Origin of the sequence: Corynebacterium sp. CTNIH16, from assembly GCF_032821655.1 — a bacterium.
Taxonomy (GTDB): Bacteria; Actinomycetota; Actinomycetes; order Mycobacteriales; family Mycobacteriaceae; genus Corynebacterium; species Corynebacterium marquesiae.
The window spans coordinates 142,428-156,500 of record NZ_JAVBIG010000002.1; the positions used below are offsets into that span (position 1 = coordinate 142,428).

Consider the following 14,073-nt stretch of genomic DNA (forward strand, 5'->3'; position numbering starts at 1 on the left):
GAGCGCCGGCGTCGCTACAGTGGGGTGGCATGGAAATGAAAGACATGCTTGCCCCGAAACCCATTGAGCTGCCGGCCGATCCCGGCGCAGAGTCCACCTCGGATCTGGCCGCTGGCATTGTTGCCCATCCCGATTCCCCGCTGCTGTGGGCGCTCCTAGCAGAGCAAGAACTCAACCAGCAAGAGGGCTCTGAGCCATCCGCTTTCATCACCGCCTATGCCTACGCGCGCACGGGCTACCACCGCAGCCTCGATCGCCTGCGTGGTAATGGTTGGAAGGGTTGGGGCCCTGTCCCCTTCTCCCATGAGCCGAACCAGGGTGTCCTGCGCGCCATCGCCGCACTCGGCCACGCCGCCAAGACCATCGGCGAGGACGACGAATACGACCGCATTCGCCAGATGCTTTCCGACGCCGACCCGGAGTCCGTCGCCACCCTCCTCGACTAATCCTGGAGTTCCCGTATGCCTGCCGTGATACCGCGCTACCTACGCCGCTTCTCCGCCGCCGTATTGCTCACTGTTTCCGTGCCGCTCGCGCTGAGTGCCTGCGGTACTCAGGAGGATTCTTCTTCCTCCCAAGAGCCGGTCTTTTCCAGCCAAGCACCTGCCGAGGATGAACCCTCCGGCGGGGACGACACGGCTTCCGCAGCAGCGCCCTCCCCGTCTGAGTCCACCGACGGAGGCGAGGAGGCAACCACGCAGCAGCAGGAAAAGGGCAAGGACAGCGAGTGCATGGAGCTGCCCAACGACCCACGCAAGGTCTACGCCTCTGGCACGGCACCTGGGCGCATGCCCGCCGATGATGGCAGCGATTTCAATTACTGGATCGCCGATATCGACAACTCCTATGACCCGTGCTCGACGATTAGCTGGATCATCTTCCGCGGCTCAATGGGTGATTTGAACGGTCCGGCAGGCACTGGCGCCTCGATTACTGATGGCATAGCCTTCTACGTCAATGGTGCTCCGGCCAAGGACATGTCCATCTTCCACAAGGTAGAGAGCATCACCCCAGTCTCAGACAACGAGGTCGATTTCACGTGGGGAGAACGCAGCCGCACCACCGCGGAGGGCATTACCGCCCACCACACCGTGCGCCTGCGGGCACAGGGCGATTCCCTTGAACCGGTATCCGGCGAAGTCGAGGAATTCAACAAAATGTGGGTTGACCTGCCCAGCTACCAGCTGGGCACCTACGACTAACTTTTAGGCCGGCATTCAATCGCCTGGGCCTGCAATACAATGCGCCCCAGCGGAATTTCGCTGGGGCGCTCGTCGTTGCTCGTTTAATTGAGCAATCAGCTCATTACAGTGCTAGTCCATCTTGTCCAGGATGTCGCCGGTGTTTTGCGCAATGCGCACGTTAGCCACCATGGCTTCCAGGAATAGCCTGATGGCAACCATGATTGCGTAGTAGATGACAGTGCTCAGTACCGCTAGGAAGATGAAGGCAAAAATGCTTCCGAAGATGGCGGACGCGGAATCTTCCTGAATGCCATAAATGCCCATGCCGGTGGCGAATAAGAAGGCACCCAGGAGGTGAAGGATCCACATGATGCCGCCAAGAATCATGGCGACCTTGTAGATTTCCTTCACATGGGTGAGGGTCAGGAAGTGCTTAAACTCGAACTCAAAGAGCCCGCCCAATAGGCCGTCTTTCTTGCCCAAGCCCTTGAGGGTGTCACTCATCTGGCTCTTCTTATCGCCAAGCTTCTGGCCGGAATCGGCAGTGGCATCGCCTGCTTGCGGGAACTGTCCGAATCCCTGGCTCGTGCCCTGCTGCTGGGTGTAGCCGCCGAAAACCGGCTGATCGCTAGCGGACTGGGCGGAACCGAATTGGTTGCCGTTCGCAGCAGCATCCGACGATGCCGAATCCGTGAATGGATTATGCGCACGGGAGGCAGCTCCCTCGCCTGGAGTGGAGGACTTCGAGGAGGCCCAAAAGTCAGAGGACTTGCCCTCCGCGCTCGGCTGCGGGGAGGAAAGAGCACTCGAATGCCCAGACTCACCAGGCTTATCGGTGTGGCCGAAAGACTTCGTCTCCTTGGTATTAGTAGAGCCGAATTCCTTGGTTTCATTCACCTCGGAGGCGCCGGCGTCTTCGGCGTTTTTCGCAGCGTCCTCGACCCGGTGCTGCGGGGTCTCGGAAAAATCGCGCGGAGAAAAATCCTTCGGGAAGCCGTCGGAGTCGAAATCATTATCAGCCATAATCTGGTCCTTAGAAAATGCTTTAGGGGATGGTAGGAAAAGGCCCCACGGTCACCCGTGGGGCCACTTGGCAGAATACAGCGTGCGCTAGGCGTTCGCGTCCTGAACGCGACGAATCGCCTCGGCGGCGACCTTTTCTTGGATACCCATGTCCAGCTCGGAGGTAAAGCCAACGCAGGAGCAGTTGATTTCGCCGAGAACGTAAGTGTCGGTGCCATCGGGGGCATCGTCAAGCATGAAGTCCGCGGTCCAGATCAAAGGAACATCCTTGGTATCGCCGAGCTTCTCTGCGATAACGGGGCGAGCCTTCTTAAACATCTCGAGCAACTCCGGCCAAGATTCCGGCTTATCGTAGGTGTACTTTGCGCCGGAGAAGAGCGTGGCAGAGAAGTTGTCGCCGCCTTCCGCCGGCTTCTTGTGCACGATGAATACCGGCTCATCTCCCACGAGGAGAATACGGATTTCGCCCTCCACAATGCGCGGCATAAAGCGCATGTCCACCAGCATGCCGTTATCGCCCTCAATGTACTGATCACAGAAATCCATGAAGGCGCCCAGCTTGTAGTCATGGGTCTGGTTATCTACTGCCTCGGTGCACTTCAGGGCGGTGTCGAGCGGGAGCGCGGTGCCCGGTTCTACGGACTGGGCAAGCTCCTGGTCCGCGAGGCGCACGCGCCAGATGCCCTCACCGGTGGAACCGCGGTTTTGCTTGAGCACCCGCTCACCATAAGACAGCGAGGTAGGGAAAGTATTATGCAGCTCTTCTACCTCGTAGTACGCGGCGGTATCGTCCGGCACCAGCGGGGTGTCATTGAGCTTGACCAGTGCATCTTTGGCACCGTAGGCCATCATGTCCGCCGGAGTGGACATGCCTACCAGGCCGGCATCGGCCAACTTGGTGAGCAATTCGAAATAGCCCTTCTCTCCACCGGGGATATTGCCTGGGTTCACGCGAGAGATATAAGCATCAAAGTTTTCAGAAACCTGGGCGTAGATCTCTTCCGCGTTATCTGGGTGGAAGTAGATAACCTCCGCATCCCAGCCCTGTTCCTTGATCGCGTTGACGATCGGCATGGTGTCCTTACGGTGACCATCTGCGCCTTTATCGGAGCCGCCCTCTACCTCAAATACAACGATTGCCTTGTGCACTAGCAGTTCCCTTCTTAGGTGGTGTTCATAGCACGTTGTCGCACCATATCCTGAGTTTATCCCAGCTTTTCCTCCCCCGCGCGGCCAACTGCCCCCTCTGCCTAACCCCGTCGGCCGGCGCCCCTATTTCCCCGGCCGAGCCCTGTATCGCACACCACAGGAATGATCCCCGAGTGATCACCACGGGAAAATTCGGGTTAAAGTGGTGGGAGCAAATTACTAACCCTTATAGGAAAGGCAGGCGGACAGTGGCTGACGTTGATCCCTATCCCCCATTTCAGGAATACGCACACCCCGAGCGCCTCGTGTCTGCACCGTGGCTGTCCGCACGCCTAGGCATCAAGGGCCTGCGCGTCATTGAGGTCGATGAAGACTCGCTCCTCTATGACATTGGCCATATCCCCACCGCCACCCGCATCAACTTCCGCACGGAGCTACTGAGCCCACTTACTCGCGATTTCATCGATGGCAAAGAGTTCACTGCCTTGATGCGGGACAAGGGCATCAATGCCGACGATACGATTGTCCTTTATGGCGATAAGTCCAACTGGTGGGCCGCCTACGCCCTGTGGGTATTTACCCTCTTTGGCCACAAGGATGTTCGCCTGCTCGATGGTGGCCGCAATGCCTGGATGGCCGAGGAACGCGATACTTCCTTCATGGTGCCGGACTTCCCCGAATCCGAATACCCCGAGGTAAGCCGCGATGATTCCGTCCTGCGTGCCTTCGTAGACCAGGTGCGAGAGTCCGAAGGAGCGCTCGTGGATACCCGCTCCCCAGAGGAGTTTGCGGGCGAGGCCACCGAGCACGATCCCAATGGCGATTCCGCCTACGGCACCACCATGCGCCACGGCCACATCCCGGGCGCCATTAACCTCGAGTGGGACCGTTCCAACTATCCCAACTCCTGCTTCCGCTCGGCCGAGGAGCTCAAGGTTAATTACGGAATGCTGGAGCCTGAATCTGCAACGATTCTCTACTCCCACGTAGGCGCGCAGGCCGCGCACACCTGGTTTGTGTTGACGCATCTTTTGGGATTCACAAAGACGCAGGTCTACGATGGTTCGTGGTCTGAGTGGGGCAATATGGTGAAAATGCCGATTGAGCGTTAACTTTTTCGGTTTCGCCACATAAACCCATATCCGGCATGGATGTGGGTTTATTTTTGTTCAAAAATATCCCCACTCGCGTGCGTGAAAATTAACTCATGCTTTTGTGTGCAAGAATAGATTGCGTATTCAACCTAATGTGTTCAGGAGGTTGCTGCCGTGGCAGTAGAAACCAAAAAGATCTCTAAGGTTCTCGTGGCGAACCGCGGTGAGATCGCCGTTCGCGTGATCCGCGCGGCCCGCGACGCTGGCATTGCCTCCGTCGCCGTCTACGCCGAGCCAGACGCCCAGGCACCTTTTGCCTCGCTTGCCGACGAAGCCTTTGCCCTCGGCGGCACCACTTCTGCCGAGTCCTACCTCGTCTTTGACAAGATTCTGGACGCCGCAGAAAAGTCCGGCGCCGATGCCATCCACCCCGGCTATGGCTTCTTGTCTGAAAACGCCGACTTTGCCCAGGCCGTCATCGACGCCGGCCTGACCTGGATCGGCCCCTCCCCCGAGTCCATCCGTGATTTGGGCGATAAGGTCACCGCGCGGCACATCGCCGAGCGCGCCGAAGCCCCCATGGCCCCAGGCACCAAGGATCCGGTAGCCGGCGCCGATGAGGTGCAGTCCTTCGCCATGGAATACGGCCTGCCCGTAGCCATCAAGGCTGCCTTTGGCGGCGGCGGCCGCGGCATGAAGGTGGCCTATTCCGCAGAGGAAATCCCCGAGCTTTTTGAATCCGCTACCCGCGAGGCCACCTCCGCCTTCGGCCGCGGCGAGTGCTTCGTAGAGCGCTACCTGGATCGGGCGCGCCACGTCGAGGCCCAGGTACTGGCGGATAAGCACGGCAACGTAGTGGTCGTCGGCACGCGCGATTGCTCCTTGCAGCGCCGCTTCCAAAAGCTGGTCGAAGAAGCCCCGGCTCCTTTCCTCACTGAGGAGCAGCGCGCCTCCATCCACGAATCCGCCAAGCGCATCTGCCGCGAGGCCGGCTACTACGGCGCCGGCACCGTGGAATACCTGGTAGGCGCCGATGGCCTCATTTCCTTCCTAGAGGTCAATACCCGCCTGCAGGTGGAGCACCCAGTTTCCGAGGAAACCACCGGCCTCGATCTCGTACGCGAGCAGTTCCGTATTGCTGAGGGCCACGAGCTCTCGTTGAAGGAAGACCCCACCCCGCGTGGCCACGCCTTCGAGTTCCGCATCAACGGCGAGGATGCCGCGGCAAACTTCATGCCGGCCCCTGGCACCATCGTGAAGTACTCCGAGCCAGCGGGTCCGGGCGTGCGCGTTGATTCCGGCGTCGTCCAGGGCTCCGTCATTGGCGGCCAATTCGATTCCATGCTGGCCAAGCTCATCGTCTGGGGCCCAGACCGCGAGACCGCGCTGCGTCGCTCCGCCCGCGCCCTGTCCGAGTACACGGTGGAGGGCCTGCCCACCGTCATCCCGTTTGACCAGGCTGTCGTTGCTGACCCCGCCTTCGCTGCAGAAGACGGCAACTTCGGCGTCTACACCAAGTGGATCGAAGAGGAATGGGATAACCAGCTGCCCGCCCACGATGAGTCCACCGATGCCGAAGCCGCCGAGGCAGAGCCTTCCCAGGTGCACACCGTGGAAATCGACGGCCGCCGCATCGAGGTTGCCCTCCCCGCCTCCTTCGGCGCCAACGGCACCCCACGCAAAAAGAAGAAGCGTAAGGGCTCTGGTGCCAAGGCCGCCGTATCCGGCGATGCCGTGACCTCCCCAATGCAAGGCACGGTCATCAAGGTCAACGTCGAAGAAGGCCAAGAGGTCGCCGAAGGCGAGGTTCTCCTCGTGCTCGAAGCCATGAAGATGGAAAACCCCGTCAAGGCACATAAGGCCGGAACCGTAACCGGTCTTGCCGTGGAAGCAGGCGCTTCTACCACTAAGGGCAGCGTACTGCTGGAAATCAAGTAGCCTGCCCCGCTAGCCTTGGAAGAATGACTGATTCTTCCCTCGGCGTGCGCTTGGCCAAGGAAGAGGACCGCGATTATCTTGCGGGCCTCTTCCCTTCTTCTATCGCGGACTGGTCCCCCATTGTGGACGGCGGGGTCATCGCCCTGCCCATGGCCGCCAACGAGGACCCTACCGTTGCTCCCCGCGGCGCCGCGCTCCTGCGCTACTACCCCGCCGCCGACAAAGGCCCAGCTTTCTTAGGCGATCCCTCGGCGCACCCGCTTGACGACGCCACCTGGCTCACCCCCTTCGATCCCGAAGACATTCCCGAGCTCATCGTCTCCAGCGATGACCCCGCCGCCCGCGAATTGCTTATTGCCAACGCCATCGACCTCGCGGCCGAGCAGACTGCCCCCGGCATCTCTTCTGCCACGGCCCTGCCCGGATTCGAGGAACTCGCACCCGGCAAGTTCTTCCGCCGCTTCTAGCTCGCCCCTAGGTCCGTCCGCCCTCCTGCTAACCTAGCTACGATGCTGAAAATAGATGCAACTTACGGACATTCCACCGCTTTGGGGCACCTGAATCGCACCTTCGACGCCGGGCGCGTATACGGCTTGAAGGGTCCCAATGGTGCGGGTAAATCTACGCTGCTGCAGACCTTGAGCGGCGAAATTTCCCCACTGAAAGGCACCGTCTCCATCGACGGTGCCGCACCCGGCAGCGCTGAGGCCGCCGGATCCGTCATCGCAGTCGCGGACCCGGTCTTCTTGCCCGACCTCACCGTCGGAGAGCACTTCACCCTGCTTTCGCGCCGCTCCGGCGTAGACTTTGCCGAGGTCCATGAGCTCTGGGCCATCGACGACGACATCCGGAACTCCGCAGTCAGCGACCTTTCTTCTGGTCAGCGCCAACGCGTCTACCTCGCCGCCCAGCTCTATCAGCCGGCCAAGGCCCTGCTTATCGACGAACCCGAGCGCCACCTTGACCACACCTGGACCGCCTTCTTGGCCGAGGAGCTGCGCCACCTCGCCGACGAGGGCCGTTGTGTAGTGCTGGCCTCCCACTCCCCGGCCATCTTCGATGCCTGTGATGAAGTGGTGGAGATTTCATGAAGCTTTTATCCCACGCCTCTTCAGCTATCTATTACGCCTTCATCGCGGCGCTCATCGCGAGCGTCAGTGTCTACGCTTGGCAGAATGCCGCCGAGGTTTTACCCTCGCTCGCGCAGCGCACCGCCGCGTCCCTGCCCGCCACCGCGACCATCGGCGCTGCGTTCGGCTCCCTCGCCCTCATCGTTCTCCTCGAGGCGCTCTATCCGCTGCGCAGCCTTTCCCTGAGCCGGTGGGTCTATGTGGATAGGCCGCGGGGGCGTATGCGGGGCGTCGATAAGCTGTCCATTGCCCAGCTCGCCGGCGTGAGCCTCCTCGGCCTAGCCCTGTGCACGTCGCTGCACCTTCCGCTCTATGCGGCGATGGCCCTCCCCTTGCTGCGCCTAGCGCTCGGCTGGCGTTCTTTCAACCTCGCCTCGCTTCTTCGCGCGGGCCGCACCCGTGCCGTCGGCTCGTCCTCCTTTGGGCTTTTGGATTCTGAGGTTTCTGCCGATGCCATCGCCTCCCAATCGGCCCGCCTGCGCCCCAGCTCGCGCGCCACAGCGTCGCCCAGCCATCTCTTTATCCGGCGCCTGTACCGCCGCTGGTACATCCCGCTCGGCGCGGTCGCCGTGGTGGGCCTAACCCTAGGACTAGCACCACAGCTTGGCAGCCTTGCGCTCATTGGATTCTCTGGCGCATGGACCATCGTCGGCGCCGCCACCGGCCGCGCCGCATCCTTCGGCCGCATCATCGACGGAGCCTGGCCCGACTGGGGACTTCCCCTGACCGCGACAGCCGGTGCCGCCGTTCTCGGTACCGCCTTCATCGCCGCCGTGTGGAAGCTGCCTGTACTCGTACTCGCCGCGTGCTGTTTAGGACTTACCTACGCCGCTTTTAAGCGCTCCCGCCCAGCGCGCGTAACCACGATGAATATCATCGACACCGGTGGCTTCGGCGCTTCATTCTCCCCCGAAGTCTTCGGTTACTTCCTGCGCGGTGGCTACGGCATTGCGGCCATAGCTGTGGCCCTCTTCATCTAGTCACCCTGCACTTTCCCCAGGTACGTCACTGCATTACATGCACATACCTGGGGATTTCTTTTTGACATTATTCTGTATTACTTCACATAACACAGTTTGTGTTACTATAAGTAATACAGAACAAAGATAGGAGGTGACAGATGTTTATTAACCTCAACCCCGATTCGGATGTCCCTGTCTTCCAACAAATCCACGATGAATTAGTACTGGCCATAGCTCGCGGCCAGCTCTCTGATGGTGACAAGCTAGACCCCGTCCGCCGCGTCGCCAAAGACATAGGCATCAACCCGGCCACCGTGAAGAAGGCGTACGACCTCTTGGTTTCTGACGGCCTCGTAGAAACCGCCGGCCGCTCCGGCTCCATCGTCAGACCCGGCGCTCACACCGAGGCTCAAGAAAGACAACTAGCTGAGCAATTAGGCCGCGTAGTCGCGCTCGCTCGTGCCCAAGGCTTTAGCCCAGATGAGCTCCACACCCACCTCAGCTCCACTCTTAAACACTTGGAAGTATCGTCATGATTTTCGCCCTCTTAATGGCCGTCACAACTCTCGCAATTACTTGGATTATGGCCCAAACGCCCTCCCTTGCCTCGCCCGGCACACCGCTCGGTGTGCGCGTGCCAAAGGCCTACCTTTCCGATAGTGCAGTTACCTCTGCCCTTGCTGGATACAAGGTCCGTGCTTGGGGCTGCGGCATCGCGGCAACAATTCTGTCCCTCTTTGCCTGGAAATTACCACTCCTCGCCGCCGTACCTTCCCTCGTGGTAGCGCTCGGTGGCATGTGGGCCTATATCTCCCAACGTCGCCGCATCATCGCCGCGAAAAACGCCGGCGGCTGGTTCGACGACGTGGAAACCACCATCGCTGCTCGTGTTTCCACCAACGCGTGTGATTCACCCGAATTCGAAGGCATCCCAACGCCGACTTTTCCGTGGGTAACAATGCTCGCCTCCCTGTTGTGCATCGCCGCCGGTGCCATCATCGTCGCTTCCCACTGGTCCGCCATTCCGGACCCCGTTCCCGTGCACTGGAATGGCTCCATGGAGGCGGACAATTGGAGCGACAAATCAATTGGGAGCGTGTTTTTCTCCTCATTCGTCGCTTTAGCATTGCTGGGCCTATTTGCGGTTATCTGCTCTTTTATCGCATATAGTGAGGTATCCCCACGCTGTGAGCGCAACATTAAAGCTCGTGTGCGCAACGAAGCAAACCTCGCCCTAACAAACACCGGAATGGGAGTACTCACTCTGCTCATCAGCGCCGGGATGGCCTTCTTGCAGGTAACCGGCCCTATCCCGCACTATCAACGCTTTAACAGCGCCGCGATCATCACAATGCTGATTCTCGCCATCGGTGGCAGCATCGGCCTAGTTGTATTTATTCTCTACAAACAATCCCGGTTATCCGAGCAATTGCGCGGTATTCACTTCGCTGATGAAGACAAAGAATCACCGGACAATGACCACCTCTATAAATGGGGCGTAATGTATTACAACCCGGATGATCCGGCGGTACTGGTAGATAAGCGCTTCGGTACGGGAATGTCGTTTAATTATGCCCGGTGGCAGGCCAAAGTCTTTTTCGGCCTCGTGATACTCATCCTGGTCGGCTCGTTAGCATTACCCGTCATCCTTGGTTAAGGCGAACCTCCGCTATCATCGCCAATCAACGATTTCGTCCATCTAAACCAACGATTTCGTCGACGGTTTTGGTCATTTGGATGGGCGAAGTAGTTGATTTTTACCACAGCTACACACCACAGCGCCCCGCTTCCTAGAGGATTACTCGAAGGAAACGGGGCGCTGGTGTGCAGAAGTTAGTTGATCACGGCGATGAGATCTCCGCCTTCGACCTTGGTGGCCTGGCCGATGGCCACGCGTTCGACCACGCCATCCTTGGTGGCGGAGATGGATGCTTCCATCTTCATCGCCTCGATGACGGCGATTTGGTCGCCGGCCTTAACCTCGTCGCCGGGCTTGGCGGTCGGGTTAACCACGCCGGCGAATGGTGCGGCGACATGGCCCTCGTTGGAGGGGTCAGCCTTTTCTACGGTAGCGACCGTAGATTCGGCGTTCTCATCGCGGACCTTCATCGGGCGAATCTGGCCGTTGACGTTAAGAACCACGTTGCGCATACCCTTTTCGTCCGGCTCACCCACGGCGTCGAGACGCACCACGATCTGCTTGAGGTCGGCGCGATCGGTAGAGCCTTCTGGGAAGTAGTGGACGACCTTTTCTTCGCCTTCGGTAAGACCGTAGAAGAAGGTGGTATCCGTCAGTGCCTCAGTGTTGCCGTACTTACGACGGAACTCGTTGAACTCCTCGAACTGCTTCGGGAATAGCAGACGGTTCAGGCTGGCGCGGCGCTCATCCGAGTTATCGGATTCCAGATGCGACTGTTCTTCCGCAGGAACCTCGCTCACCTTGGCGCCGGTTTCCTCGCGGCCATCGAGCACCTTATCGCGCAGCTCCGGCCAACCGCCCGGAGGAGTACCGAGCTGGCCGCGGAGGAACTGGTTGACCGAGTCCGGAATATCGAACTTCGTCGGATTAGCGGCGAAGTCTGCAGGATCGACGCCGGCGCCAACAAGGTGCAGGGCAAGATCGCCCACAACCTTGGAGGACGGGGTGACCTTGGTCGGACGGCCCAGCATCTCGTTGACCGCAGCATAGGTGTCCTCGATGACCTCGAAGCGGTCCGCCAAGCCAAGGGCAGCGGCTTGGGCACGCAGGTTAGACAGCTGACCGCCCGGAATTTCGTGCTTGTACACGCGACCGGTCGGGCCAGGGATACCGTTCTCAAACGGAGCGTAGAGCTGGCGCACGGCCTCCCAGTAGGGCTCGAGATCCGATACGGCCTGCAGGTCGATACCGGTATCGCGCTTGGACTGGGAGAACGCTGCAATAAGGGCGGACAGCGACGGCTGCGAGGTGGTACCGGCCAGCGGCGCGGAGGCGCCGTCGACAATATCGGCGCCGGAGAGCGCAGCCGCATAGTAAGTAGCCATCTGGCCACCGGCGGTATCGTGCGTGTGCACGTGCACCGGCAGGTCGAATTCCTTGCGCAGCGCCATAACCAGCTTGGAGGCGGCCTCAGGGCGTAGCAGACCGGCCATATCCTTGATGGCAAGGATATGGGCTCCCGACTCTACAATCTGCTCGGCCAGCTTGAGGTAGTAGTCCAGCGTGTACAGGTTCTCCTTCGGCGACGAAAGGTCACCGGAGTACGCCATGGCCACCTCGGCGACCGTGGTATTGGTTTCGAGGACGGCATCGATGGCGGGGCGCATCTGGGAGACGTCGTTAAGAGCATCAAAGATACGGAAGACATCGACGCCGGACTTGGCTGCTTCCTGGACAAAGCCGCGGCAGACCGAATCCGGGTACGGGGTATAACCCACAGTATTGCGTCCGCGCAGGAGCATCTGGATGTTCTGGTTTGGCATAGCCTCGCGCAGCATGTCTAGGCGGACCCAAGGGTCCTCGTGGAGGAAGCGCATGGCGACGTCATAAGTCGCACCACCCCATGCCTCGACCGAGAACAGGTTCGGGGTCATGCGCGCAACAGCCTCGGCCGCAGAAACCAGGGCGGTACTACGCACGCGGGTGGCCAGCAGGGACTGGTGGGCGTCGCGGAAGGTGGTATCCGTAACCATCAGCGCATTCTGCTGGCGGATCTTTTCTGCCCACTTCTGTGGTCCAAACTCGAGCAGATCATCACGCGAACCGCGTGGTAGCGGCTCGGAAAGGTCCAGCTCGGGGAGCTTATCAAAGGGGCGCAGCGCCGTTGGGCGCGTACCGTTGGGCTTATTGACGGTGGTCTCCGCGATGTACTCGAGGATGCGACCAGATTCGTCGACTGCCGGTGGAGCCTTGAGCAGGTCCGGATGATCACTAATGAAGCCCGTGTTCACGCGCGTCTTGGTGAAGTCCGGCTCGCGCAGCAAGGCACGCAGGAATCCAATATTGGTGGCTACGCCAGAGACATGGAACTCGTTCAGCGCACGCTGGGCGCGCTGCACGGCCTGCTCAAAGTTGACGCCGCGGCAGGTCATCTTCACCAACAGGGAGTCGAAGTTCGGCGAAACCTCTGCGCCCACAGACGTTGCACCGTCCAGGCGCACGCCGGCGCCGCCCGGCGAACGATACGCGGTCAGCGTGCCGGTATCCGGGCGGAAGCCGTTATTCGGGTCCTCGGTGGTGATGCGGCACTGCAGAGCAGAACCGGTGATGGAAATCTTGCCTTGGGCGAGGTGAATATCTTCCAGCGATGCGCCGGCCGCGATATTCATCTGGGCCTTGACGATGTCTACGCCGGTGATTTCCTCGGTCACGGTGTGCTCCACCTGCACACGCGGGTTCATCTCGATGAAGACGTGGTTGCCGCGCTCATCGACGAGGAATTCCACGGTACCCGCGCCCTCGTAGTTGATGTGCTCACAGAACTTCACTGCGTCAGCACAGATGCGGTCACGCAGCTCTGGGTCTAGCGTCGGCGCTGGGGCTATCTCCACTACCTTCTGGTGGCGGCGCTGAACGGAGCAATCACGCTCAAAGAGGTGAATGACGTTGCCCTGGCTATCACCCAGAATCTGGACCTCAATGTGTTGTGGCTTAATGACCGCGGTCTCGAGATACACACTGCCATCACCGAAGGCTGCCTCTGCCTCACGGGAAGCCTCGGCAGCCTTCTCGCGCAATTGATCTTCGGATTCGACGAAGCGCATGCCGCGTCCGCCACCACCGGCAACGGCCTTAACGAATACCGGGAAGTTGAAATCCTTGGAGTATTCCACCAGCTTATCGACGTCCGTCGATGGCTCCGAGTCTTTCAGCGTCGGCAGCCCGGCCTCCTTTGCGGCGTTCACCGCGGCAGCCTTATCGCCGGTCAAGTCAAGGGTGCTAGGGGTAGGGCCAATGAACTTGATGCCATTGTCTTCACAAGCCCTAGCGAGATCCGCGCGCTCAGACAAAAAGCCATAACCAGGATAAATAGCATCTGCACCGGACTTCTTTGCTGCGCGAATGACCTCATCGATGCTCAGGTAAGCCTTAACCGGTTGACCTTCAGTGCCGATGCGCACGGCTTCATCTGCAAAAGCGCGGTGGAAGGAGTTTCGGTCTTCGCGAGGATAGACCGCGACGGTCTTTGCCCCGGTCTCAAAGGCAGCGCGGAATGCACGCACGGCGATTTCGCCACGGTTGGCTACCAGAATCTTTTTGAACGATGGAAGCGCGGGATTAGCCACTTCTGTGTTCCTTTCAGCTCGGAAGACGCCGCAGTGCAACGCCTCCTGTTGGGTGATCCGCATCTCAGTTTAGAGGGCTACCCCTCAAATGTCTGCCCTTTTCTGCGCCGAATTCGCCACACTTACCAGCAGCGGAGCCACCGCGTGGCGATTTCTGCAGGGCGACCAGTAATAACGAGATTAGCGATTCTGTAAATATTGCAAACTTTTAATTCAACAACTTACGCAACGGGGACACCCGCTATTACACCGCAACCCCATCCCGCATTACCCTCACCGTTGACCGCTGGTACCTTCCGTTATATGGTTACCCACATAGGTGGTTAAC

11 protein-coding genes and 1 pseudogene are annotated in these 14,073 nt (G+C 59.8%); 9 read left to right on the top strand and 3 right to left on the bottom strand.

Annotated elements, in window-relative coordinates:
• Positions 1-29: 29 nt before the first annotated feature.
• Positions 30-446 (top strand): DUF3151 domain-containing protein, encoded by a 417-nt coding sequence (locus tag RAE04_RS02650; RefSeq protein ID WP_284836556.1) that lies wholly within the window; start codon positions 30-32, stop codon positions 444-446.
• A 15-nt stretch (positions 447-461) separates the two neighbouring features.
• On the top strand, positions 462-1,202 hold the full coding sequence (locus tag RAE04_RS02655) for a hypothetical protein (protein ID WP_317026343.1): 741 nt from the start codon (positions 462-464) through the stop codon (positions 1,200-1,202).
• A gap of 111 nt (positions 1,203-1,313) precedes the next feature.
• Here RAE04_RS02655 and RAE04_RS02660 read toward each other — a convergent pair whose 3' ends face one another.
• Together RAE04_RS02660 and RAE04_RS02665 are read right to left on the bottom strand one after the other, a co-directional pair.
• Positions 1,314-2,207, bottom strand: a complete 894-nt coding sequence (locus tag RAE04_RS02660) for a DUF4282 domain-containing protein (RefSeq protein ID WP_317026344.1) — start codon at positions 2,205-2,207, stop codon at positions 1,314-1,316.
• An 87-nt stretch (positions 2,208-2,294) separates the two neighbouring features.
• Positions 2,295-3,356 carry a Cj0069 family protein gene (locus tag RAE04_RS02665; protein WP_317026345.1) on the bottom strand — a complete coding sequence of 354 codons (1,062 nt, stop codon included), beginning with the start codon at positions 3,354-3,356 and terminating at the stop codon, positions 2,295-2,297.
• A gap of 248 nt (positions 3,357-3,604) precedes the next feature.
• Here RAE04_RS02665 and RAE04_RS02670 point away from each other — a divergent pair, with 248 nt between their 5' ends.
• The 7 genes and pseudogenes from RAE04_RS02670 to RAE04_RS11715 form a co-directional block, all read left to right on the top strand.
• Complete coding sequence (locus RAE04_RS02670; protein WP_150850515.1) at positions 3,605-4,468, top strand: sulfurtransferase; 864 nt, start codon at positions 3,605-3,607, stop codon at positions 4,466-4,468.
• A 156-nt stretch (positions 4,469-4,624) separates the two neighbouring features.
• Positions 4,625-6,388 (top strand): acetyl/propionyl/methylcrotonyl-CoA carboxylase subunit alpha, encoded by a 1,764-nt coding sequence (locus RAE04_RS02675; protein ID WP_317026346.1) that lies wholly within the window; start codon positions 4,625-4,627, stop codon positions 6,386-6,388.
• Positions 6,389-6,411: 23 nt separating this feature from the next.
• Positions 6,412-6,855 (top strand): hypothetical protein, encoded by a 444-nt coding sequence (locus RAE04_RS02680; protein ID WP_225745886.1) that lies wholly within the window; start codon positions 6,412-6,414, stop codon positions 6,853-6,855.
• Positions 6,856-6,897: 42 nt separating this feature from the next.
• Entirely contained in the window at positions 6,898-7,479 is a 582-nt protein-coding gene (locus tag RAE04_RS02685; RefSeq protein WP_317026347.1) for an ATP-binding cassette domain-containing protein, read from the top strand.
• Complete coding sequence (locus RAE04_RS02690) at positions 7,476-8,498, top strand: ABC transporter permease (protein ID WP_239278889.1); 1,023 nt, start codon at positions 7,476-7,478, stop codon at positions 8,496-8,498. Before RAE04_RS02685 ends, RAE04_RS02690 begins: the two co-directional genes overlap by 4 nt.
• A 140-nt stretch (positions 8,499-8,638) precedes the next feature.
• A complete protein-coding gene (locus tag RAE04_RS02695) occupies positions 8,639-9,016 on the top strand; it encodes a GntR family transcriptional regulator (protein ID WP_179387448.1) in 378 nt (125 codons plus the stop codon).
• Between the two features lie 422 nt (positions 9,017-9,438).
• Positions 9,439-10,059, top strand: a pseudogene (locus tag RAE04_RS11715) (DUF1648 domain-containing protein); the annotation flags it as partial.
• A 254-nt stretch (positions 10,060-10,313) separates the two neighbouring features.
• Here the strand turns inward: RAE04_RS11715 and RAE04_RS02705 are convergent.
• Positions 10,314-13,745 carry a pyruvate carboxylase gene (locus RAE04_RS02705; RefSeq protein ID WP_317026349.1) on the bottom strand — a complete coding sequence of 1,144 codons (3,432 nt, stop codon included), beginning with the start codon at positions 13,743-13,745 and terminating at the stop codon, positions 10,314-10,316.
• Positions 13,746-14,073 lie beyond the last annotated feature (328 nt).

Coding starts and splice junctions, on each gene's coding strand:
- RAE04_RS02650 (WP_284836556.1), top strand. CDS start 30: ATGGAAATGAAAGACATGCTTGCCCCGAAACCCATTGAGCTGCCGGCC.
- RAE04_RS02655 (WP_317026343.1), top strand. CDS start 462: ATGCCTGCCGTGATACCGCGCTACCTACGCCGCTTCTCCGCCGCCGTA.
- RAE04_RS02660 (WP_317026344.1), bottom strand. CDS start 2,207: ATGGCTGATAATGATTTCGACTCCGACGGCTTCCCGAAGGATTTTTCT.
- RAE04_RS02680 (WP_225745886.1), top strand. CDS start 6,412: ATGACTGATTCTTCCCTCGGCGTGCGCTTGGCCAAGGAAGAGGACCGC.
- RAE04_RS02685 (WP_317026347.1), top strand. CDS start 6,898: ATGCTGAAAATAGATGCAACTTACGGACATTCCACCGCTTTGGGGCAC.
- RAE04_RS02690 (WP_239278889.1), top strand. CDS start 7,476: ATGAAGCTTTTATCCCACGCCTCTTCAGCTATCTATTACGCCTTCATC.
- RAE04_RS02695 (WP_179387448.1), top strand. CDS start 8,639: ATGTTTATTAACCTCAACCCCGATTCGGATGTCCCTGTCTTCCAACAA.